At 68.8% G+C, this 22,733-nt stretch carries 16 protein-coding genes; 10 read left to right on the top strand and 6 right to left on the bottom strand.

From position 1 onward, the window contains the following. Positions 1–2 precede the first annotated feature (2 nt). Positions 3–1,319 carry a GNAT family N-acetyltransferase gene (locus CLV54_RS14895; RefSeq protein ID WP_100345773.1) on the bottom strand — a complete coding sequence of 439 codons (1,317 nt, stop codon included), beginning with the start codon at positions 1,317–1,319 and terminating at the stop codon, positions 3–5. A 142-nt stretch (positions 1,320–1,461) separates the two neighbouring features. Here CLV54_RS14895 and CLV54_RS14890 point away from each other — a divergent pair, with 142 nt between their 5' ends. After that, positions 1,462–2,610 carry a glycerate kinase gene (locus CLV54_RS14890; RefSeq protein ID WP_100345915.1) on the top strand — a complete coding sequence of 383 codons (1,149 nt, stop codon included), beginning with the start codon at positions 1,462–1,464 and terminating at the stop codon, positions 2,608–2,610. A gap of 520 nt (positions 2,611–3,130) precedes the next feature. On the opposite strand, the gene xylB is transcribed toward CLV54_RS14890, so the two are convergent. The 4 genes from xylB to CLV54_RS14870 form a co-directional block, all read right to left on the bottom strand. After that, positions 3,131–4,531 (bottom strand): xylulokinase, encoded by a 1,401-nt coding sequence (xylB, locus tag CLV54_RS14885; protein WP_100345772.1) that lies wholly within the window; start codon positions 4,529–4,531, stop codon positions 3,131–3,133. Between the two features lie 159 nt (positions 4,532–4,690). Continuing rightward, positions 4,691–5,881, bottom strand: coding sequence for a xylose isomerase (gene xylA, locus CLV54_RS14880; protein WP_100345771.1), 1,191 nt, complete (start codon positions 5,879–5,881; stop codon positions 4,691–4,693). A 161-nt stretch (positions 5,882–6,042) separates the two neighbouring features. Continuing rightward, positions 6,043–7,095, bottom strand: a complete 1,053-nt coding sequence (locus tag CLV54_RS14875) for an ABC transporter permease (RefSeq protein ID WP_100345770.1) — start codon at positions 7,093–7,095, stop codon at positions 6,043–6,045. Then, the gene (locus CLV54_RS14870; RefSeq protein ID WP_100345769.1) at positions 7,092–8,612 is read right to left on the bottom strand and encodes a sugar ABC transporter ATP-binding protein; all 1,521 of its coding nucleotides are present in this window, start codon (positions 8,610–8,612) and stop codon (positions 7,092–7,094) included. The genes CLV54_RS14875 and CLV54_RS14870 overlap by 4 nt, the downstream gene beginning before the upstream one ends. Before the next feature lie 421 nt (positions 8,613–9,033). Between CLV54_RS14870 and CLV54_RS14865 the strand changes: the two genes are divergently transcribed. The 7 genes from CLV54_RS14865 (at position 9,034) to CLV54_RS14835 (ending at position 17,717) form a co-directional block, all read left to right on the top strand. Continuing rightward, positions 9,034–10,083 (top strand): substrate-binding domain-containing protein, encoded by a 1,050-nt coding sequence (locus CLV54_RS14865; protein ID WP_100345768.1) that lies wholly within the window; start codon positions 9,034–9,036, stop codon positions 10,081–10,083. A 202-nt stretch (positions 10,084–10,285) separates the two neighbouring features. Beyond that, positions 10,286–11,425 (top strand): Gfo/Idh/MocA family protein, encoded by a 1,140-nt coding sequence (locus tag CLV54_RS14860; RefSeq protein ID WP_100345767.1) that lies wholly within the window; start codon positions 10,286–10,288, stop codon positions 11,423–11,425. Positions 11,426–11,501: 76 nt separating this feature from the next. Beyond that, complete coding sequence (locus CLV54_RS14855) at positions 11,502–12,503, top strand: sugar phosphate isomerase/epimerase family protein (RefSeq protein WP_100345766.1); 1,002 nt, start codon at positions 11,502–11,504, stop codon at positions 12,501–12,503. Positions 12,504–12,592: 89 nt separating this feature from the next. Then, positions 12,593–13,813, top strand: a complete 1,221-nt coding sequence (locus tag CLV54_RS14850) for an ROK family protein (protein ID WP_245861755.1) — start codon at positions 12,593–12,595, stop codon at positions 13,811–13,813. Between the two features lie 376 nt (positions 13,814–14,189). Further along, entirely contained in the window at positions 14,190–15,428 is a 1,239-nt protein-coding gene (locus tag CLV54_RS14845; RefSeq protein WP_245861754.1) for an ROK family protein, read from the top strand. A gap of 250 nt (positions 15,429–15,678) precedes the next feature. Then, the gene (locus CLV54_RS14840; protein ID WP_100345763.1) at positions 15,679–16,908 is read left to right on the top strand and encodes a multidrug effflux MFS transporter; all 1,230 of its coding nucleotides are present in this window, start codon (positions 15,679–15,681) and stop codon (positions 16,906–16,908) included. Positions 16,909–16,979: 71 nt separating this feature from the next. Further along, a complete protein-coding gene (locus tag CLV54_RS14835; protein ID WP_100345762.1) occupies positions 16,980–17,717 on the top strand; it encodes a phosphatase PAP2 family protein in 738 nt (245 codons plus the stop codon). Positions 17,718–17,765: 48 nt separating this feature from the next. Here the strand turns inward: CLV54_RS14835 and CLV54_RS14830 are convergent, their stop codons facing one another. Next, positions 17,766–19,892 carry an RICIN domain-containing protein gene (locus CLV54_RS14830; RefSeq protein WP_245861753.1) on the bottom strand — a complete coding sequence of 709 codons (2,127 nt, stop codon included), beginning with the start codon at positions 19,890–19,892 and terminating at the stop codon, positions 17,766–17,768. A gap of 281 nt (positions 19,893–20,173) precedes the next feature. Between CLV54_RS14830 and CLV54_RS14825 the strand changes: the two genes are divergently transcribed. Next, positions 20,174–21,229 (top strand): LacI family DNA-binding transcriptional regulator, encoded by a 1,056-nt coding sequence (locus tag CLV54_RS14825; RefSeq protein WP_100345761.1) that lies wholly within the window; start codon positions 20,174–20,176, stop codon positions 21,227–21,229. Between the two features lie 189 nt (positions 21,230–21,418). Beyond that, positions 21,419–22,684, top strand: coding sequence for an ABC transporter substrate-binding protein (locus CLV54_RS14820; protein WP_100345760.1), 1,266 nt, complete (start codon positions 21,419–21,421; stop codon positions 22,682–22,684). Positions 22,685–22,733 lie beyond the last annotated feature (49 nt).

Genomic DNA, 22,733 nt, shown 5'->3' with positions numbered 1-22,733 from the left:
GGCTAAAACCAGATACTCGTGAACGGCGCGACGGGGGAGCGGAAGGCGGCATCCACCTTCTGCGCATCGCCCGGGCGGCCTTCGGCGACCCGTCCGGCCCGATGCAGAACCGAGGCCCTGACCCCGCCGAGATAGATCGTGGCGAGATCGTTGACCGTGAGACTCAGACGCGGGATGCCGTCGGCCGAGGCATCCGCAGGGCTCACCCTGGCCGCGCCGTCGTCGCCCACCCTCACGAGCACCGTGCCGGACGCGAAGCCGAGCGGGTCGGCGACCTCGAGCACGAAGCTCCCGGGCGCGCTGTAGCGCCGGGCCTCGAGGGCCCCCTCGAGGTCGAGGATCCGCAGCCAGAGGTGGTCGCGCTCGTCGACCTTGTGCGCGGCGCGCCGGTCGTCGAACAGCCAGGGCAGCGGCTCGTCGACGGAGCGCAGCGGAACCGTGATGTCGCCGACGAGATCGATCTCGACGAGAAACCGCCACAGCGCCGCGTAGGCGTCGTCGCTCGCGGCGACGAGGTGCTTGACCGTCAGGCCGGCGGGGTAGTCCTCCTTGTCGCGCACCGAGAAGACGGCGAAGCCCTGGGCCACCCCGTTCTCGTCGTCGTAGCGCACGGTGCGGATGGCGCGGGAGGAGGCGCTCGTGGGCTCGACGAGCCCGAGCATCTTCTTCCACCACAGCGGCCAGCGCTCGACCTCGCCGGGAACCGCGAGCCGCATCCGCTCGACGATCGCAGGGCCGTCGGCGAGCAGGTTCGCGGGGCTCACGAAGTGCACCCGCCCGGCTGGGGTGGGGCCGATCCATCGCGCGCGGCGGCTGTCGATCGTGTGCGGCGCCGTGAGCGTGGCGGCCCCGAAGCCGTAGCGGCCGTAGATCGTCGCCTCGGTCACGGTGAGCATCGCGAGGGGAACCCCGGCGGCCGCGGCCGTGCGCAGCTCCGCCTCGAGCAGGGCGCGGGCGATGCCGCGCCGCCGATGGGTCGGCGCGACGGTGACCGAGGAGACCGCCCAGGCCTCGACGCTGCGCTCGCCGGGAACGGTCAGCTGCATGGGCCAGGAGCTCACGGTCGCGACCGGCAGCTCGGGCTCGGCGATCGTGGCGTCCCACACTCCGGTCGTGCGGCGGAAGGTCACGCCGTCGAGGTCTGCGGCGAGTTCCTCCGCAGAGGGCTCGCCCTCGTGGAAGCCGCGGAACTCGGCCTGCAGCCAGGAGCCGAGCTCCGCGGCATCCGTCGTGTCGACGAGGCGCAGCTCGAGGCCGTTCTCTCGGAGACGGGCGGCGGAGAGGGCGTCGACTGCTGCGCTGAGGTAGATCGGAGTCACCCCCTCAGCCTAGCGAGGGCGGTCGTGCGACGCCCGTCCGCCCCGTTACGCTGGGTGGTGGGCTCGAGGCCGAGGAGTACGGGCCGGCCCGTACCCGTAGCCGTATCCGCACCGGATGCGTCTGAGCGCCGAGGAGCAGCGCGTGAGCAGGATCGTGATCGCCCCCGACTCGTTCAAGGGCTCCGCGTCGGCTGTCGTCGTCGCCCGGGCGATCGCCGAGGGCTGGCGCTCGGTGCGCCCGCACGACGAGATCGTGCTGCTGCCGATGGCCGACGGCGGTGAGGGCACGCTCGACGCATTCGAGCTCGCGGTTCCCGGTGCGTGTCGGATGCCGGTGACGGTCGACGGGCCCGGCCGGACGAATGCGCCTGACGCCGATGCTGACGCCGTGGATGCCGCGTGGCTGCTGCTGCCCGACGGCACCGGTGTCGTCGAGCTCGCCGCCACGAGCGGCATCACCCTGTTCGGCGAGCTCGCGCCCTTCGACGCGCACACCTCGGGCTTCGGCCAGGCGATCCGCGCCGCCCTCGACCACGGCGTGCGGCGGCTGCTGCTCGCGGTGGGCGGCAGCGCCTCGAGCGATGGCGGAGCCGGGGCGCTGAGCGCTCTCGGCGTGCGCCTCCTCGACCAGAACGGGCGCCCGCTCGCCCGGGGCAACCGCGGGCTCGAGTCGCTCGCCGCCGTCGATCTCACGGCGCTCGCGGCCCTTCCGGCCGGGGGCGCGATCGTGCTGAGCGACGTGACCAACCCGCTCCTCGGCCCGGCCGGGGCGGCAGCGGTCTTCGGTCCGCAGAAGGGGGCGGATGCCGCGGCCGTCGCCCGGCTCGAAGCGAACCTCGTGCGGCTCGCGGGCCTCCTGGCCGGCGTCGACCCGTCGACGCCCGGAGCCGGAGCCGCGGGCGGCACCGCCTTCGGGCTCCTCGTCTGGGGAGCCGAGCTGGCGTCCGGCGCGCAGGCGGTCGCCGAGGTCGTGGGGCTCGCGGATGCCGTGCGTGGCGCGGATCTCGTGATCACGGGGGAGGGCCGCTTCGACGAGCAGTCGGCCGCGGGCAAGGTCGTCTCGCAGATCGCAGCGGTTGCGGGCGCAACGGATGCGGGGTCGGCGGCTGCAGGTGTCGCGACATCCGTCGCTCTCGTCGCGGGCCTCATCGAGGCTCCCGTGGACGGTTTTGCGGCGAGCGTGTCGCTCACCGAGCTGGCGGGGTCGTCGGCCGCCGCGATGGCGCACACCGAGCGGTGGCTGCGTGAGGCGGGAGCGGTGCTCGCTTCGACCGCACTCGCCGCCGACTGATCCGGCGGATCGATCGACGGACTGACCGAAGAGAGAAGTCCCCTCCGACAGGCTCAGGGCGCGGGGGAACTTCCTGAGCCCGCCGAAGGGGACGTGCGGGGCCGGCCGAGACCGGGAGCCGGGCGTCGCGCCCGGCGGCGTGCCATCACAGTCGTCACGATGCCGTCGCCGGTGCCGCGGCATGACGGCGCGCCGTAGCGTTCTGAAGATCTGTGAATGCTCGAAACAGTACCCACAGACGAGGTATGAACGCATTCCCGACAGCGGTGTCTACCCCTGATCTGGGGTGCGCACCCGGCTCCCTCCCCTCCCCGTCCCTCCCCGTCCCTCCCCGTCCCGCCTGCTCAAAACGACGGAACTCAAAACGACGGAACTATGCCCGAAAATGGGGTGTTTCGGGCCGGAAAGGGCCTCCAGAGGGCAAATCTCCGTCGTTTTGAGCACAGAAACAGACAGAAGAGTTGAGCGCAGACAGAAACAGACAGACAGAAGAGGGAAGGGTGAGCGCAGAGGGAGGAGGCTAGGAGGTCGTGTAGCGGGCGTACTGCGCGCGGATGACCGGACGGAGGTCGGGGGCGGGCTCGGCGACGATGTCGATCGGCCAGCTCGGGCGCGAACCGGTGAGCGCCCATGCAGCCTGCACGGCGGCCCCGTCGGCGACGTACTCGCCGGGGCGCGGAACGACGACGGGCGCGTCGAACACCTGCGCGGCGATCGCCTGAATGGCGGGGTTCTGCGCGGCGCCGCCGACGAGCAGGAGCCGCGTCTCGCGCACGCCGACCGCGCGCACGGCGTCGAGGCCCGCTGCGAGACCGCAGAGCATCCCCTCGATCGCCGCCCGGGCCAGGTTCTCGCGGCTCGTCGAGGCGATCGTCATCCCGTGCAGGCTCGCGGTCGCGTTCGGCAGGTTGGGGGTGCGCTCTCCCTCGAAATAGGGAACGAGCACGAGGCCGTCGGCGCCCGGAGCCGCCTCGAGGGCGAGGCGGGAGAACTCGTCGTTGTCGACGCCGAGCAGCTCGGCCGTGGAGCGCAGCACACGGGCCGCGTTGAGGGTCGCGACGAGCGGCAGCGAGACGCCGCTCGCGTCGGCGAAGCCCGCGACGGTTCCCGTGACGTCGGCGACGGGCTCGGGGGTGACGGCGAAGACGGTGCCGCTCGTGCCGATCGACACGACGACGTCGCCGGGCATGGCACCCAGGCCGAGGGCCGCGCCGGCGTTGTCGCCGGCGCCCACGCCCACGACGAGACCGCCGGGGGTCGTCCCGGCGGACTCGGCCGGGCCGAGCACGCGGGGCAGGATCGCGGAGTGGCCGAGCGCACGCACGAGGATCGCCGTGTCGTACTCGCCGCTCGCGGGGCTCCAGTAGCCGGTTCCGCTCGCGTCGGAGCGGTCGGTCGTGAGCTCCTCGAGCACGGGGCCGAGGCTGCTCTCGTCGGCGGGGCCGTAGCCGCGCAGCCGCCAGGTGAGCCAGTCGTGGGGCAGGGCGACGGCGGCGACCCGGGCCGCGTTCTCCGGTTCCGCGTCGCGCAGCCAGCGCAGCTTCGTCGAGGTGAAGGATGCCACGGGCACGGAGCCGGTGCGGATGGCGAGCTCCTCGGCGCCGAGCTCCTCGATGAGGTCGAGGGCGGCCTGTGCAGACCGGGTGTCGTTCCAGAGCAGGGCCGGGCGGATGACGCGCCCGTCGACGTCGAGGGCGACCATGCCGTGCTGCTGTCCGCCGATCGAGATCGCCGCGACATCCGCGAGACCGCCGGCGTCGTCGATCGCCGACAGCAGGGCGTCCCACCAGAACTGCGGGTCGACCTCTGTGCCGTCGGGGTGGCTTGCGCGGCCCTGGCGCACGAGCGCGCCGGTCGCGGCATCCTTGATCACGATCTTGCAGCTCTGCGTCGACGAGTCGACTCCCGCGACGAGTGTCATGTGCGGCCTTTCAGTTCTCGGTGCCTACCCAAAACGACGGAGATCCGCCCCGAATGGGCCGTTCAGCTGGCGTGAACGGCCCATTCGAGACGAAATCTCCGTCGTTTTCAGAAGGGGTGAAGCGGGTTAAGGGGTCAAGCGGGATGGAGCGGGTACGGCCTAGCGGGCGCCGAGGAGGTGCTCCATGGCGAGCTGCTGCAGGCGTACGAAGCCGAAGCCCTTGCCGCCGAAGTAGGCGTCGGCGTCGAAGTCCTCGTAGGAGGCGCGGTCGGCGAGCAGCGCGTCGTAGGACTCGCCCTCGTTGAGGGTCGGCGCGTTGACCTCGTCGACGCGTGCGGCGAGCAGGGCCTCCTGCACCTCGGGGTCGGCGCGGAACGCTGCGGCGCGCTCCTTGAGCAGCAGGTACATGCGCATGTTGGCCTGCACGGAGTCCCAGACGCCGTTGATGTCCTCGGTGCGCGAGGGCTTGTAGTCGAAGTGACGCGGGCCGGTGTACGAGGGGCCGCCGTTCGGGCCGCCGTTCTCGAGCAGGTCGACGAGCGAGAACGCGTTCTGCACGTCGCCGTGGCCGAAGACGAGGTCCTGGTCGAACTTCACGCCGCGCTGGCCGTTGAGGTCGATGTGGAAGAGCTTGTCCGAGTACAGCGCCTGCGCGATGCCGTGCGTGAAGTTCAGTCCCGCCATCTGCTCGTGGCCGGTCTCGGGGTTGAGGCCCACGAGCTCGGGGCGCTCGAGGGTCGCGATGAACGCGAGAGCGTGGCCGACGGTCGGCAGCAGGATGTCGCCGCGGGGCTCGTTGGGCTTCGGCTCGATCGCGAACTTCAGGTCGTAGCCCTTGTCGGTCACGTAGTCGCCGAGCAGGTTGACGGCCTCGCGGTAGCGCTCGAGGGCGCCGCGGATGTCTTTGGCCGCGTCGTACTCGCTGCCCTCGCGACCGCCCCACATGACGAAGGTCTTCGCACCCAGCTCGGCGGCCAGGTCGATGTTGCGCAGCACCTTGCGGAGCGCGAAACGACGCACGCCGCGGTCGTTGGAGGTGAAGCCGCCGTCTTTGAAGACCGGGTGCGAGAAGAGGTTCGTCGTCACCATGGGGATGATGAGCCCGGTGTCGGAGAGCGCCTGCTTGAGGCGGTCGATCTCACCCTGACGGACGTTGTCGGCCGAGCCGAACGGGAACAGGTCGTCGTCGTGGAACGTCAGTCCGTACGCGCCGTACTCGGCGAGCTTCTCGACCGCCTCGACGGTGTCGAGGTGCGGGCGGGTCGGGCCGCCGAACTGGTCCTGTGCGGCCCATCCGAGGGTCCAGAGGCCGAATGAGAACTTGTCGTCACGCGACGGGGTGAGTGTCATGAGAAGAGCTTTCTGTTTCGTGCCGCTCACGCGGCGATAATAGTTTCAGTCATAGACATATGGCTCAAAACGAACCTACTGCCTTTGAGACTGCTTGTCAGCGCTTGACCATAAATTTGTTGCAGTCTTGCGCATTATTCGCGTCCGCTATGAATTCGCGATCATTTCCGTGGTGTGCGGTTGGCGAAGCGCTGCTGCAGCAGCACGGCGACGACGATGATGACGCCCTTCGCGATGGCCTGCACCGAGGTCGAGAGGTTGTTCTGGGTGAAGATGTTCGTGAGGGTCGAGAAGATCAGGACACCGAGCACGGTTCCCATGATCGTTCCGCGTCCGCCCACGAGCAGGGTTCCACCGACGACGACCGCGGCGATGGCGTCGAGCTCGTAGAGCGTGCCGTGCGTCGAGGTCCCCGCCGTCGTGCGTCCGAGCATCATCACACCCGCGATGCCGGCGGTCAGTCCCGCGAGCACGTAGAGGTACATCGTGTGGCGCTTGACCTTGATGCCCGCCAGCCGGGCGGCCTCGATGTTGCCGCCGATCGCGACCGTGCGGCGGCCGAAGGTCGTGCGGTTGAGCAGGAACCAGCCGGCGATGATCACGAGCACGAAGATCCAGATGAGGATCGGCACGCCGAGAGGGGAGCTGCGGAAGAAGTTGAGGAAGCCCTGCTCGTTGACGATCTGCGTCGTGCGGTTGGCGAGCACCTCCGCGAGCCCTCGTGCCGCCACGAGCATCGCGAGCGTCGCTATGAAGGCGACCACGTTGCCGTAGGCGATCACGATGCCGTTGATCAAGCCCGCCCCGGCGCCGACCGCGAGGGCGACGAGCACCATCACGATCCAGCTGCTCGCCGTCGAGAAGGTCTGGATCCACGAGAGCGTCGCGGCGACGGTCGCGAGGCCCATGACCGATCCGACCGAGAGGTCGATGCCGCCGGCGGTGATGACGAAGGTCATGCCGATCGAGATGACACCGGTGATCGACGCGAAGCGGATGATCGTGAGGATGTTGTCGAAGTTGGCGAAGCGGTCGCCCGCCGTGATGGTGCCGACGATGAAGAGCACGACGAGGGCGATGATGAGGCCGATGCTCTGAGCGGCCGAGCCTCCGAGCACCCGGTTGAGCACGTTCCTCTTGTCTGCCGGCTGCTGATGGCCGCCGCCGGCCGAAATGGCGGTGACCGCGTCAGCGGTCGTGTTCTGCTCGCTCACGCGGCACTTCCTTTCATGACGAGATCGAGCACGCCGTGCTCGTCGATGTCGCTTGCGTTGGTTGTGTGGAGTAGACGTCCCTCGGCGATGACCAGAACCCGGTCGGAGAGCCCGAGGACCTCTTCGATCTCGCTCGAGATCACGACGACGGCGGTTCCGGCCGCCGCCAGCTTGCGGATGAGCGCGTAGATCTCGGCGCGCGCGCCGACGTCGACGCCGCGGGTGGGCTCGTCGAGCAGCAGCACGCGGGTGCCGTGCACGAGCCACCGGGCCAGCAGGATCTTCTGCTGGTTGCCGCCCGAGAGGGTGCGTGCCGGGCGGATGGGATCCGCGGGCCGCAGTTCGAGGGCCTCGAGCTCGGTGAGCGAGACGGCCTTCTCGGCGCGTTCGTTGAGGAAGCCGAACTTGGCCCAGCGCGCGAAGCTCGCGAGCGTCACGTTGCGGTAGACGGGCTGGTCGAGGATGAGGCCCTGACTCTTGCGCTCCTCGGGGGAGAGGCCCATTCCCGAGCCGACGCCCGCGATGACGGAGCCGGGCGGCAGGGCCTTGCCTTCGACCGTGACGGTTCCGGATGTCGCCTTGCGGGCCCCGTAGATCGTCTCGATGATCTCTGAGCGGCCGGAGCCGACGAGCCCGGCGAGGCCGACGATCTCGCCCGCGCGAACCTCGAAGTCGATGTTCTCGAAGAGGCCGCGGACGCCGAGCCCTTCGACGGACAGCATGACCGGGGCATCCGGGGCCACCGGCGTGGCCGGCGGGAAGACGTTCTCGACCGTGCGGCCCGTCATCAGGCGGATGAGCTCCTGGGTGGGGGTGTCGGCGACGGGGAGGTTGTTCGCCATGCTCCGGCCGTCTTTGATGACCGTGATTCGGTCGCCGATCTGGCGGATCTCCTCGAGGCGGTGCGAGATGTAGATGACCGCGATGCCGTCGGCGGTGAGCTCGCGCACGACCCGGAAGAGGTTCTTGACCTCTTCGGCGTCGAGCACGGCCGAGGGCTCGTCCATGATGATGAGCCTGGTGTCGTGCGAGAGCGCGCGGGCCATGCTCACGATCTGCTTGTTGGCGGCCGACAGATGCCCGACCTCGCGGTTCGGGGGGATGTCGCCGTGGCCGAGGCGAGTCATGATCTCGCGGGCCCTGCGGTTGGTCGTGCGGCGGTCGGTCACGCCGGCGCGGGCGTATTCGTGGCCGAGGAAGATGTTCTCGGCGACGGTGAGGCCGTCGACGACATCGAGCTCCTGGTACATCGTGGCGATGCCCATGCCGAGGGCGGCGATGGGGTCGCTGATGGTGACGGGCTCGCCCCGCCAGAGGATCTCGCCCTCGTCGGGCTGGTTGACGCCGGAGAGCGTTTTGATGAGGGTCGACTTGCCTGCGCCGTTCTGGCCCAGTACGCAGTGCACCTCTCCTGGAACGACGTCCAGATCCACGCCCTTAAGCGCCTGGACGCCCGCAAAGCTCTTCGTGAGACCGCGCACTTGCAGCAGCGAGGTCGGATGGTCGACATTGATCATGGTGGCAACATAACAGAATTGTTGCAGGCCCGCACTCAATCGATCTGATTTCTCCCGCAGCGACCGTGCGCCTGCGTGCACCCCGCTCGAGGGAGGCGGTGGTCGACTCGGGTCTTTCGATTCTCTTCTCGCCCGGGATGCCGGGGATTATTCTGCCCTGAGATCACGCGGTTCCGACCCAAATCGTCCCATGAATTGATCGCCTTCCGTTCACTTTGGGATTTGTTGTTGGCGCATCGCTACAGGGCCAAATCGTGACCTTTGAGAAAAAAGAAAGAGCGACAATCGGAATAATCTCTGTTATGTTGCATGAAACGTCAATGCGGACTCAGTCGAGACCTCGGAGTGCATGCTCCGGTCCTCTCGCCGATGCACCTCCCATTGGCGAGCGAAACTGCAATCACTTACTAGGAGGAATTACATGCTTGCTTCACGCACGCTGCGCCGCCGCCTGCTCGTCGCCGGAGGCGCTTCGCTTGCCGTCGCCGGTCTGCTGACGGCTTGTACGGCCAGCCCGTCCGACACGAGCAGTGCTGCTCCGTCCGGCAACTCCGCAGAGGACAACGCTGCGGCCGGCGAAGAGATCACGATCGGCTTCTCGGGCCCTGCGGCCGACCACGGCTGGCTCGGCGCCATCAACTCCGCCGCCCTCGCCGAAGCGGAGAAGTACCCGGACATCAACCTCGTCGTCGCCGAGGGCACGAACGACGCGAACCTGCAGATCAGCCAGGTCGAGACGTTCATCAACGACGGCGTCGACGCCATCGTCCTGCTCCCGACCGACGGTGCCGCACTCACCGACGTCGCGATCAAGGCCATGGACGCCGGCATCCCGGTCATCAACGTCGACCGCGAGTTCTCGAGCACCTTCGCCGCACGCACGACGATCCTCGGTGACAACTACGGCATGGGCGTCAGCGCCGGTACCTACATCTGCGAGCAGCTGGGCGACAACCCCGACGCCGTCGTCGCCGAGATCGCCGGAATCGACAGCCTTCCGCTGACGGTCGACCGCAGCGCCGGCTTCAAGGACGCCCTCGAGGACTGCGGCCTCGAGGTCACCAACCGCGTCGCCGCCGACTTCACGGTCCAGGGCGGTGAGGCAGCCGCCTCGCAGCTCCTCGCAGCCGCTCCGAAGATCGACGCCATCTGGAACCACGACGACGACCAGGGTGTCGGCGTGCTCGCCGCGATCGACGCCGCCGGCCGCGACGAGTTCTTCATGGTCGGTGGAGCCGGCTCCGCCAACGTGATGCGCGCCATCAAGGACGACAACACCGTTCTCAAGGCGACCGTCATCTACCCGCACACCCAGGCTGCCGACGGCATCAACCTCGCCCGCCTCATCGTGCAGGGCAAGGGCATGAGCGACCTCGTCGAGACCGCGGTCCCGCGCAAGATCCAGCTCTACGCACCCGTCGTCACCAAGGAGAACGTCGACGAGTTCCTGCCGAACGCGTTCGAGTCCTAAGACCCGAACCGTCACCTGACCCGGATCGGGGTGTCGGCGCTGTCATCGCCGTCGGCGCCCCGATCCGCCTCAACACTCCTCTTTACTCGTACTCTTTCTTGAGGCCTTCTCCGGCGAGCCCCGTCACCTCCGGGCTCCGATCCTCCTCATCGAGCAGAAAGCACCGAACGTGACAGAAACAGCACCTCGACTCCGCGTGGCCATGGTCGGCTACGGCTTCATGGGAGCCGCACACTCGCAAGGGTGGAGGGTCGCCCCGAGGTTCTTCGATCTCCCCGCCGCCCCCGAGATGGCTGTGCTCGTCGGTCGCGACGCGACACGGGTCGCCGAGGCCGCGCAGAAGTGGGGCTGGGCCGAGACCTCGACCGACTGGCGCGAGGTGCTCACACGCGACGACATCGATGTGATCGACATCGTCACCCCCGGCGACTCCCACGCCGAGATCGCCATCGCCGCCCTCGAGGCGGGCAAGCACGTGCTCTGCGAGAAGCCGCTGGCCAACACGGTCGCCGAGGCGAAGGCCATGGCGGATGCCGCGACCGCCGCCGCCGAGCGCGGCGTCTACGCCATGGTGGGCTTCACCTACCGCCGGGTTCCCGCCGCGACCTTTGCGCGAGACCTCGTCGCCGCCGGCAGGATCGGCGAGATCCGCCAGGTGCGCGCCGCCTACCTGCAGGACTGGCTCATCGACCCCGAGTCGCCCCTCACCTGGCGCCTCAAGAAAGACCTCGCCGGCTCCGGCTCGCTCGGCGACATCGGCGCCCACGCGATCGACCTGGCCCAGTACATCACCGGTCAGAAGCTCACGACCGTCTCCGGCATCCTCGAGACCATCGTCTCCGAGCGTCCGCTGCTCGAGAGCTCGCAGGGCCTCTCCGGAACCGCCTCGACCGAGCGCGGAGCGGTCACGGTCGACGACCTCGCCCTGTTCACCGGCCGCTTCGAAGGCGGCTTCCTCGGATCCTTCGAGGCGACGCGCTTCAGCACGGGCCGCAAGAACGCCCTGCGCATCGAGATCTCCGGCTCGGCCGGCGCCATCTCCTTCGACCTCGAGAACCTCAACTCCCTGCAGTACTACGACGCGACCGCGCCGTCGACGGAGCAGGGCTTCACCACGATCCTCGTGACCGAGCCCGAGCACCCCTACATCTCGGCGTGGTGGCCGGCCGGGCACATGCTCGGCTACGAGCACGGCTTCTCGCACCAGGCCAAGGACTTCGTCGAGGCGATCGCCTCCGGAACCCAGCCCCGCCCCTCCTTCGCCGACGGCCTGCAGGTGCAGGAGGTGCTCGACGCCGTCGAGACCAGCTCCGAGAACGGGAGCGCCTGGACCACCGTCTGACGCTCGCCGACATCCACGCCGACCCACCCACCCGCCTCACCCACCACCCCGCACAGAAGAAGTAGGAGAAGAGCACATGTCACGACCGATCACCCTGTTCACCGGCCAGTGGGCGGATCTTCCGTTCGAGGAGGTGGCGAGACTCGCCAGCGGCTGGGGATACGACGGTCTCGAGATCGCCTGCTGGGGCGACCACCTGGATCCGTGGCGCTGGGACGACGAGGAGTACGTGGCCGGCAAGCTGGCCCTGCTCGAGAAGTACGACCTCAAGGTCTACGCGATCTCCAACCACCTCAAGGGCCAGGCGGTCTGCGACGACCCGATCGACCAGAGGCACCGCGACATCCTGCCCGACGTCGTCTGGGGCGACGGCGACCCCGAGGGCGTGCGCCAGCGCGCCGCGGAGGAGATGAAGAACACGGCCCGTCTCGCGGCCAAGCTCGGAGTCAAGACCGTGGTCGGCTTCACGGGCTCGAGCATCTGGAAGTACGTCGCCATGTTCCCGCCCGTCTCGCAGGAGGCCGTCGACGCCGGCTACCAGGACTTCGCCGACCGCTGGAACCCCATCCTCGACGTCTTCGACGAGGTCGGCGTGCGCTTCGCGCACGAGGTGCACCCGAGCGAGATCGCCTACGACTACTGGACGACCGTGCGCACCCTCGAGGCGATCGGGCACCGCAAGGCGTTCGGCCTCAACTGGGACCCGAGCCACTTCGTCTGGCAGCAGCTCGACCCGGTGGCCTTCATCCTCGAGTTCAAAGACCTCATCTACCACGTGGACTGCAAAGACGTGAAGATGAACATCGGAAACGGCCGCAACGGCCGTCTCGGATCCCACCTCGCCTGGGCCGACCTGCACCGCGGTTGGGACTTCGTCTCGACCGGTCACGGTGACGTGCCGTGGGAGATGAGCTTCCGTGCGCTCAACGCCATCGGCTACGACGGCCCCATCTCGGTCGAGTGGGAGGACGCCGGCATGGATCGGCTCGTCGGCGCACCCGAAGCCCTCGAGTTCGTGAAGCGACTGGCATTCGACGCCCCCACGGCGGCGTTCGATGCCGCGTTCAGCACTCGCTGACGCGGAGGACGGCGAACCTCGCCGGGTGGCGCGTCGCTCGTGCGTCGCTCCACCCGGCAACAACCGACAAACGAGAGATGTGGGGAATCGTGTCGATAACTGAGCCACCGGTGTTCGGCTCCGCGAGCACCGCGACGACGAACGACCAGACCCGTCGCACGAACCTCTCCCTCATCCTCTCCCTCGTGCACCATCGGGGCACACTCACCCGGGCCGAGCTGGCGCGGGCGACCGGCCTCAACCGCTCGACCGTGGCCACGCTCACGAGCCAGCTGAGCGATCTCGAGCTGCTCTACGAGACGGCGCCCGGCACGAGCACGAACGTCGGGCGGCCGAGCCCGCGGGTGCACGCGAACCCGTCGACGGCGGCGCTCGCCATCAACCCCGAGATCGACGCGATCACGATCGGCCTCGTCGGCCTCGGCGGCAAGGTCATCAAGCGCATCCGCTACGAGACCCAGCACGTGCCGTCGTCGCAGGAGGTCGCGAACATCGCGGCCGCCGTGATCGAGGGCATGCGCAGCGAGCTCGACACCTCCTACCGCATCGTCGGGATCGGCATCGCGGTGCCCGGTCTCGTGCGCGCCGACGACGGCGTGGTCACCTACGCCCCGCACCTCAGCTGGAACGACGAGCCGATCGCCGAGATGGTCGCCCGCGCGACGGGCTACCCGGTCTGGGCCTCGAACGACGCCTCGCTCGGGGCCGGCGGCGAGATCATCTTCGGCGCGGGCCAGGGCGCCATGGACCTCGTCTACCTCAACGGCGGCGCGAGCGGCGTGGGCGGCGGCGTCATCAGCAACGGCAGCCTGCGCACGGGTGTCGACGGCTACGCCGGCGAGCTCGGCCACACGCTCGTCAACTCCGAGGGCGTGCTCTGCCACTGCGGGGCGATCGGATGCCTCGAGACCGAGGTCAGCCGTCAGCGGCTGCTCGACGTGGTGGGCCTCGACGGCGGAGACAGCGAGGAGCTGGAGGCGGCGCTCGCGGCGTCGACCGACCCGGCCGTCCTCGCCGAGATCGAACGGCAGCTCGACTTCCTCGCCATCACCCTCCGCAACGCGGTCAACGTCTTCAACCCCCAGAAGATCGTGCTCGGCGGCTTCCTCGCGACCCTCTTCGCGCTCGCCCCCGACCGGCTCACGGGGATCGTGCTCACCGAGGCGCTCGACGGCCCCGCTCAGGGCGTGACGATCACCCGGGCGCAGCTCGGCTCCGACCTCCTGATGATCGGTGCCGCCGAGCTCGCCTTCTCGGGTGTGCTGGCGGATCCGGCGGGGCTGCCCCTGCGCAGGATGGCTCAGCTCTGAGGCGTCGGCGACGTTCGAGGCGTTTCGTCGATTCGTTGTGAGCGGGGTCGCAGACCTGGCAAACCACCTCATATTGCCTATGATGATCCTATTTTCTCCAAGCTATGGACCTATCCGGGAGACATGGCCGTCTACCCCTGAACGAGGGTGATGGCGAAGCATGCTTGACGAGATTTCCCCGTGTTTCCGGGGATCTGCGGATGTCCCGGGCCGATGTGCTCGAGTGGTTGTCGGCCATTCGGGGGGTATTCGGGCTCGAAGACCGTGCACGGTGCCGCGAATTTGTTGTCTCCCGGCTGATAATATGACGTGTCCGCTGACGAGGGTGGGGTCGGTCGGGCAGCTGAGTGCGCCGTGATCAGGGAGGTGGCGTGTCGTGGTCGTTTCTGAAGCGGTGAAGCCGCCAGCGCGTGGTGCGCCCCGGGGCAACAACCTCGACGACGTGCGCCGCAACAACCTGTCTGCCGTGCTCACGCTCGTGCACACCCGCGGCGCCGTCTCCCGCGCCGTGCTCACCCGTGAGACGGGTCTCAACCGCTCGACGATCGGCGCCCTCGTCGCCGAGCTCGTGAGCCTCGACCTCGTCTACGAGGCCGACCCCGACACCACCAACCAGGTCGGCCGGCCCAGCCCGGTCATCATGCCGAGCCAGCGCACGGTGGCGCTCGCGGTCAACCCCGAGCTCGACTCCGTGACCATCGGCCTCGTGGCGCTCGGCGGCAACGTCGTCAAGAGGGTGCGCTACGACACGCTCAGGATCCCCTCGGTCGAAGAGGTCGTCAACATCGTCGGCGCGGTCGTCGCGGGCATGCGCGACCAGCTCGACCACGAGTACAACACCGTGGGCCTCGGCCTCGCCGTGCCCGGCCTGGTCCGAGCGAGCGACGGTCTCGTGAACCTCGCCCCGCACCTCGGCTGGCACCAGGAGCCCGTCTCGCAGATGCTCCAGGACGCCCTCGGCCTGCCCGTCTACGCGGCCAACGACGCCGCGGTCGGCGCGACGGCCGAGAGCATGTTCGGCGCTGGCAAGGGCATGAAAGACATGATCTACCTCAACGGCGGCGCGAGCGGCATCGGCGGGGGAGTCGTCATCGACGGCCACCTGATGACCGGTTCATCGGGCTACGCGGGCGAGCTCGGCCACACCCTCGTCAACAGCCAGGGCGTCGCCTGCCACTGCGGGTCGTACGGATGCCTCGAGACAGAGGTCTCGCGCGGCCCGCTCCTCGCGGCGCTCGGCCTCGCCCCCAACCAGGGCGACGAGCTCGAGCAGGCGCTCATCGACCAGTACGCCGATCCGGCGGCGACCGACCCGGCCGTGGCCGAGGTCGTCGACCGGCAGCTCGGCTTCCTCGCCGTCGCCCTCAAGAACGCCGTCAACCTCTTCAACCCGCAGCTCATCGTGCTCGGCGGGTTCCTCGGCACCCTCTACGAGGTGGCTCCCGAGCGGCTCCAGTCCACCGTCGTGCGCTCGGCGATGATGGGCCCGCGCGAAGCGGTGCAGATCACCCGCGCCGCCCTCGGCCGCGACCTCCTGGTCGTCGGGGCCTCGCAGCTGGCCTTCGCCCAGCTGCTGGCCGACCCGGCGCGGTACGGACACTCGGTTGCCGTCTGAGCTCGGGTGATCGCCTCGGCTGCGGCTGCGGCATCCGCGTGGAAAACGTTTGATCACAGTCGGATGCTGATGTCGGGCGCCCTTCGCTCCGACCGCTAGGCTTGTATGGCGTTCCCGGGCCGCGCCCGTCGGAACGATCGTCATTCCCACCACCACCCTCGCGCACCGTCGTCTCACGGTGCTGCGCCCGTCGCCGCGCGCATTCGCCCGCATCCTCCCTTCCGTCATCCGCTTTTCCAAGGACTGTCACGTGACCACCGTCGTACACCCGGGCGATTCGCTCTCCGGGCGCCAAAGGCTGACCTACATCCTCGTGCTCGGGGCGCTCACCGCGCTCGGGCCGTTCACGATCGACCTCTACCTGCCGGCGTTCCCGACGATCGAGGGCCAGTTCGGCGTCGAGCCGTGGGTCATCCAGCTCACCCTGACGGGCACGACCGTCGGGTTCGCGCTCGGTCAGCTCATCGTCGGGCCGTGGAGTGACAAGGTGGGGCGGCGGCTCCCGCTCATCGCCGCGACGAGTGTGCACGTGCTCGCCTGCGTGGGCGCGGCCCTCGCCCCCGACATCGTGACGCTCGCCGTCTTCCGGGTGCTGCAGGGCTTCGGCGCCGCCGCCGGCGGTGTCGTCGCCATGGCCATGGTGCGCGATCTCTTCGGCGGCCGCCCGCTCGTGCGCATGCTGTCGCGGCTCGCGCTCGTGAGCGGGCTCGCGCCCGTGCTCGCCCCCGTCATCGGCTCGCAGCTGCTGCTCATCGTCGACTGGCGCGGGATCTTCTGGGTGCTCGGGGCCTACGGCATCCTCGTGATCGTCGCCGTCTCGCTGTGGATCGTCGAGACCCTCCCGTCGCCCCGCCGGCACGATGCCGGGCACAGCACGACGCTGCAGCGCTACCGCGCGGTGCTGAAGGACCGCGTCTTCATCGGCATCGCGATCATCGGCGGCATGACCTTCACCGGCCTCTTCGCCTATCTCTCCTCCTCGCCGTTCCTCTTCCAGCAGATCTACGCGTTCGACGCGCAGCAGTACGGGCTGCTCTTCGCCGTGAACTCGCTCGGCGTCGTGTTCGGCGTGCAGGCGGCGTCACGCCTCACCAAGTACGTGGGGCCGCAGTGGATCCTCGTCTTCACGACCCTCACGATGCTCTCGATGGCGCTGCTCATCATGATCCTCGACGCGGCGGGCGCCGGGCTGTGGGGAACCCTCATCCCGTTGTGGTTCTTCATCGCGGCGTGCGGCTTCAGCTTCCCCTGCGTGCAGGTGCTCGCGCTCGTCAACCACGGTCACGAGGCGGGCACGGCGGCATCGCTCCTGGGGGCCGTCAACTTCGGGCTCGCCGGCCTCATCTCGCCGATCGTGGGTGTGCTCGGGGTGGGCAACTCGATCCCCATGGCCGCCGTCATGGGCTGCACGGCGATCATCTCGATCGTCGTCCTCTGGACCGTGGTGCGGCCGCGAACGGTTCCCGCCCTGTCGAACTGACCCGCTCCGTCCCGACGCGCGCCCCGACGCGCATTCCGGAAAGGGGCGGTGACGGCCGGTAACATAAACCGATGGAGACGACGACGCCCGCCTCGGATCCGGCCGGGGGCATCCCGGTCGAGAGACGCCTCCACCGGCGCTGGCCCGTGCTGGGCGCGGTGACGGCCGTGATCGTCGTCGTGCTGATGGGCCTCGTCATCGTCGTGCGGGAGCGCGGGCTGCCCTTCTCGATCGACGAGGAGTGGCTCGAAGAGCTGCTCGAGCTGCGTGATCCGTTCTGGGACGGCGCGGCTCTCGTGATGGACTTCCTCGGCGGAGGGCTCATGGGCGTGTTCGTCGTGCCGGGGCTCATCGTCGTCACGCTGCTGATCTACCGCAGGCCGTGGGGCGCCGGCTACTACGCGGCGGCGACCGTGCTGAGCGCGGCCCTCGTGCAGATCATCAAGAACGTCGTGGGCCGGCCGAGGCCGGAAGACATGCTCGTGACCAGCGACTTCGGTTCATTCCCCTCGGGGCATGTGGCGAACGCGGCGACCATGGCGGTGGCCCTCGGCATCCTCTTTCCCCGGGTCTGGGTGTGGGTGGCCGGTGTGCTCTATACGGTGCTCATGCTGTTGAGCCGCACCTACCTCGGGGCGCATTGGCTCACCGACACGATCGGCGGCATCGTACTCGGCGCGGGTGTCGCGGTGCTCGTCTGGGCGCCGTTCGCCGCGCGCCTGCACAGGGAGAGGCGGCTGCCGCACCGGCCGTTCTGGATGCCGCAGACCGGGTCGCGCGGGCCTGACGGGCCTGCCGGCTCGGCCTGAGCCGGGGAGCCCCCGCGCCTGCGCGAAGGCTCCCCGGTCGTCAGCCCGTCACTGGATTCCCTCGCGGGTCAGGCGCCACTGCTGGCATGTGCACCCGTTCGCGGTCCACTGCTGCACGACGGCGCCGTCGGCGAGCGAGCCGCTCGCGACCTCGAGGAGCTTGCCGCTGTTCGCGTTGGTGAGCGTCCACCATCCTCCGCTCGTCGCGGCCGCCCATCTCTGGGTGGCGAGACCGGTCGACCCCCGCTGGACCGCCTGGGTGCCATCGGCGAGCGAGGATGACGGGATCTCGAGGAGCTTGCCGCTGTTCGCGTTGCTCAGCTGCACCCCGCCGCTCACCGTGGCGACGTTCCACACCTGAGTGGCGTTGCTCGTGTCGCCCCATTGCCCTGCCCCCGCGCCATCCGTCGTGAGCGCGCTCAGGATCTCGAGGAACTTGCCGCTGTTGCGGTTGACCACCCGGAACTGCGGATCCGTCGCAACCGTGGGCCGGTACACCTGCAGCACGTCGAGCTCGGCGAAGGAGGTGCCCTTGCCGAAGGCGATCGTGTTGAGGCCGGCGTTCAGCGTCACCGTCTTCTGCGCCCAGGCGAATCGGCCCCAGTCGACCGTCGGCGGGTAGCTGATCGCCGTGCTCGCGACCCCGTTGACGGTCACCGTGTGGGTGCTCGCCGCGCCCGTGCCGTTGTCGTAGCGCACGTTGAGCGTGTAGCTGCCGGCCGCGGGCACCCGCACGGAGAAGGTGACCGTGCTGCCCGGGTTGTTGATGTTGCCGACCTTCGAGCCGTTGGAGGCGTCGTGATGGGTGACGAGCGAGGTGTCCACGCGGGTCGCGCGCTCGGCCTCGTACTGCTGTGCGTCGAGCGGGATCGACCCGACCCGGATGTCGTTGTACGTCGTCGTGGGATTCTCCACGTTCGTCGCCTGGAAGAGCGTGCGGCCGTCCGGGCTCGTGTCGAAGCCCTGCGCGAAGCCGCTGAAGGCGCCGCCCTGGGTGTCGGTCGAGTCGTAGGTCACCGCGTAGGGCAGTCGCTCCCACGGGCCTTCGCCGAGGTTGTAATTGACGTAGAAGTTCTGCCCGGGGTTGATGTTGCCCGCGGCATCCAGCGACCACTTCGACGAGACCACGACCATGCCCTTCGGGCCGCCGGTCGGCACCCACTTGACGAAGGGCGACGAGCCGATGCCCCGGCCGTTCGCGAGCTGGATGGGCGTGCCGATGCTCGTCGTCGGCGACCAGTTGAGGCCGTCGGGGGAGTATTTGGCATAGACGGGCGCGGTGTTCAGTGACTGGCTCGGGCGGTTGACGACCTCGTAGGTGGCCAGGTAGCGGCCGTCGGGCAGCTTGGTGACCGTGATCATGCCGGGCCGGTCGCTCGAATTGGTCGGCGCCGAGACGTTGACGAGCGGGCCCCAGGTGAGCCCGCCGTCGGTCGAGCGGCGGTAGGAGATCGCCTGCAGCACGCCGCTGGCCTTCTGCCGTTCGTCGGAGAAGTAGGCGACGAGGCTGCCGTCACCGGCGACGGCGAGCGAGGGCTCCCACACGGTCGTCGTCGTGGAGCTCGGGCTGGGGTCGTAGACGGCCGGGCCGCCCGTGTCGATCGTGCTCTGGAACGACCAGGTGACGCCGTGGTCGAGGCTCTTGTAGACGACGAGCCTGCTGCTCGACCGGTCGGCCGGCATGATCATGCCCGAGAGCAGGATCGTGCCGGCGGGAAGGTCGCCGACCTGCTGGGGCAGCTCGTAGAGGAATGGCTGCGCGGTGCGGGTGAGGGCGGGGAAGGTCGAGCTCGGCGCGATGTCGGCGACCTTCGTCCACGACGCTCCATCGTCGGTGCTGCGGTAGATCGGGTAGACCTGAACGCCGCCGACGAGCACGAGCTGGTCGAAGGTGACGAGCTGCGTTCCGTTGCTGGCGCCGCTGTTCTTGAGGGAGACGATCTTGGCGTACGTCGTACCCACCGGGCGGGTGCCCTCGGGGTCGAAAGAGGTTCCGGCGGCGGGTGAGAACACCAGCGCGCCGTTGCCCGTCGTGACGGCGGAGGCGATCGAGGTCGCCGACAGCCCGCCGAGCACCATCACGGCCGTCGTCAGCAGCCCGAGCACGGCCATCCGCGCTCGTGCGGGTCTGCTCCGGCGGTCTCGCCCGGGCATGGGTGTCGTATCTGTCTTCATTGCTCTTCTCCTCGTTGAGTTGTTCGCAGAATTGATGTGTTCGGCTGTCGTCCCGCACGAGAATGCGCCCCCGCCTCGAGTCGACAGCATTGTCGGCCGAGCAACCATCGATCTACAACGTTGTAAATTTTGAATGGAGTACTGACGTTGTATACAACGTTGTAGGTGGGATGGCGCTGCCACTTTATTGAGGGAGCGGGCGTCGTGTCAATGAAATTTGTACAACGTTATAGAGTGCTTCTCACGGCGCAGGCGCCGGGCCACCTCGGGGAAGGAGATCCATGGCGGCAACACTTCACGACGTCGCGCGTGTAGCCGGGGTCTCGATCAAGACGGTCTCGAACGTCATCAACGACTATCCCCACGTGCGCCCGGAGACCAAGGAGAGGGTCCTGGCGGCGATCGCCGAGCTGGGGTACCGCCCGAACCTCTCGGCGCGCAACCTCCGCTCCGGCCGCACGGGCATGATCAGCCTCATCATCCCGAATCTGCGCAACCCGTACTTCGCCGAACTCGCCGACGACGTTATGAACGCGGCATCCGCTCGGGGGCTGTCCGTGCTCATCGAGCAGGTCGGCGGCGACCGCGAGAGCGAGCTCTCGGTACTGCGGGGATCCCGGCGTCAGGCGGTCGACGGCATCCTCTACTCGGTGCTCGCGCTCGGTCAGGAGGATGCGGCGGTGCTCGACGAGATCCCGCTGCCGATGGTGCTGCTCGGCGAGCGCATCTTCAACTCCTCGCGCGACCACGTCACGATGCGCAACGAAGACGGCCTCCGGGCGGCGACGGAGCACCTGCTGGCGATCGGATGCCGGCGCATCATCGCCCTCGGATCCCACCCCGGCGAGGTCATCGGCTCGGCCGGCCTGCGCCTCGACGGCTACCTCCAGGCCCTCGACGCGGCCGGCGTGCCCGTCGACGAGCGGCTCATCGTGCACGCCGACCGCTGGCACCGGGTCGACGGCGCCGCTGCCATGCGGTCTATCCTGGCGGCGGGCACGGAGTTCGACGGCATCGTGGCCTTCAACGACTCGCTCGCCCTCGGGGCCATGAGGATCATGCAGGAGGCGGGCCTGCGCATCCCGCAGGACGTCGCCGTGATCGGTTTCGACGACCTCGACGAGACCCGGTACTCGGTTCCGACGCTCTCGACGATCGAGCCCGGGCGGCCGCAGATCGCCGAGACCGCTGTGGACATGCTGCTGGCCCGCATCGAGGAGCGCGCCTCGGCGGAGTCGAGCCCGGCCGAGCCCCGGGAGGTACTCACCGATTTCCGGTTGGTCCAGCGCGAGTCGACGACGCGTGCTGCGGGCGCGCCGGGGTCATCCGGTCTCTGAATGTCGAAGAGGTAACGAAGCCGTTCGCGGGCTTGACAAATCCTCCGGCCTCTCCGCAGCATTGGATTACAACGTTTACCTCCAACGTTGTAAAGTGAAGGTCCGGCGCTTTGAACCTCCGGAATGTCACGGACAACGACGTCATACGGGATCGACAGGGAAGTCGTCCGAAAGAGAAAGGCACACGCAATGAGAAGCAAGGCTCTGGCGGCATTCGCGGCCATCGGCATCGCGGCCCTCGGCCTCACCGCATGTTCGGCTCAGCCGGCGGCCGAGGAAGGCCCGGTCTCCCTCACGTTCTGGCACGGCTACACCGAGGCCGACGGCGACGTCCTGCAAGAGATCGTCGACGACTTCAACGCGTCGCAGAGCGACGTCACCATCGAGACCGAGGTCAAGACCTGGGCCGTCATCGATGACACGCTCCTGACCGCCCTCTCCGCCGACCAGGGGCCCGACATCGTCGCGATGCCGGCCGAGCGGCTTCCCGTCTACGCATCGAAGGGCGCGTTCGTCGACCTCTCCGACTTCTACGCCTCCGCCGACGGCAACACGGCCGAGCTGAACCCCCAGGCCGTCGAGATGGTCACCGTCGACGGCGCGCCCTACGGTGTGCCCACCGGCTTCGTGCCGCTCTCGGTGTTCTACAACAAGACCCTGTTCGCCGCGGCGGGCATCACCGAGTTCCCGACCACCTGGGACGAGTGGGTGGATGCCGCGAAGAAGCTCACCGTCGACGCCGACGGCGACGGCACCCCGGAGCAGTACGGCATGGTGCTGCCCGACCACGCGACGGTCGGCAACGGGGTCTGGCCGAGCCTCTTCTACGGCAACGGGGGCGACATCGTCGAAGACGGCACCACCGCCGTCATCGACTCGCCCGAGAACCAGGAGACCCTCGAGTACTGGAGCAAGGCCGTGAACGAGGATCACATCTCGCCGACCGGAATCGACGGCGTGGGCGCCGACGAGCTCTTCAGCTCCGGCAAGGCGGCCATGGAGGTCGGCGGGCCCTGGATGGCGTCGGTGTCGACCGAGAACGAGATCGACTACGGCATCGCCGCGATCCCCGCAGGACCGAAAGAGCAGGCCGCCTCGGCGATCGGAGTGTCGATGGCCGTCACGAGCCAGGCGGACGAGGCGAAGCAGAAGGCCGCTGAGCAGTTCTTCGCGTACTTCCTCAGCACAGACGTCGACACGAAGTGGTCGCTGGGCTCGGGCTGGCCGCCCCTGCGCACGGATGTGCCCGCCGAGGACGTCTCGGCCAACCCGGTCGTGAAGGCGCTCACCGAGATCTCCGAGACGAGCCGGGCCCTCCTGCCCGGGGTGGTCAACAGCACCGACGTGCTCACCGAGATGGACGTGGTGACCCAGAAGGCGCTCGCCGGCGGCGACATCCCCTCTCTTCTGAGCGATGCGCAGACGGCGATCCAGCAGACCCTCGACGACCAGTAGCCGCGACACCCACCAGGGCGACAGCGGGTCGCCGCCGGCACTCGGCGGC

Origin of the sequence: Compostimonas suwonensis (assembly GCF_002797855.1) — a bacterium.
GTDB classification, from domain to species: Bacteria; Actinomycetota; Actinomycetes; order Actinomycetales; family Microbacteriaceae; genus Compostimonas; species Compostimonas suwonensis.
The sequence above is the reverse complement of the archived record's forward strand: the minus strand, read 5'-3'. Positions and strand labels throughout refer to the sequence as shown.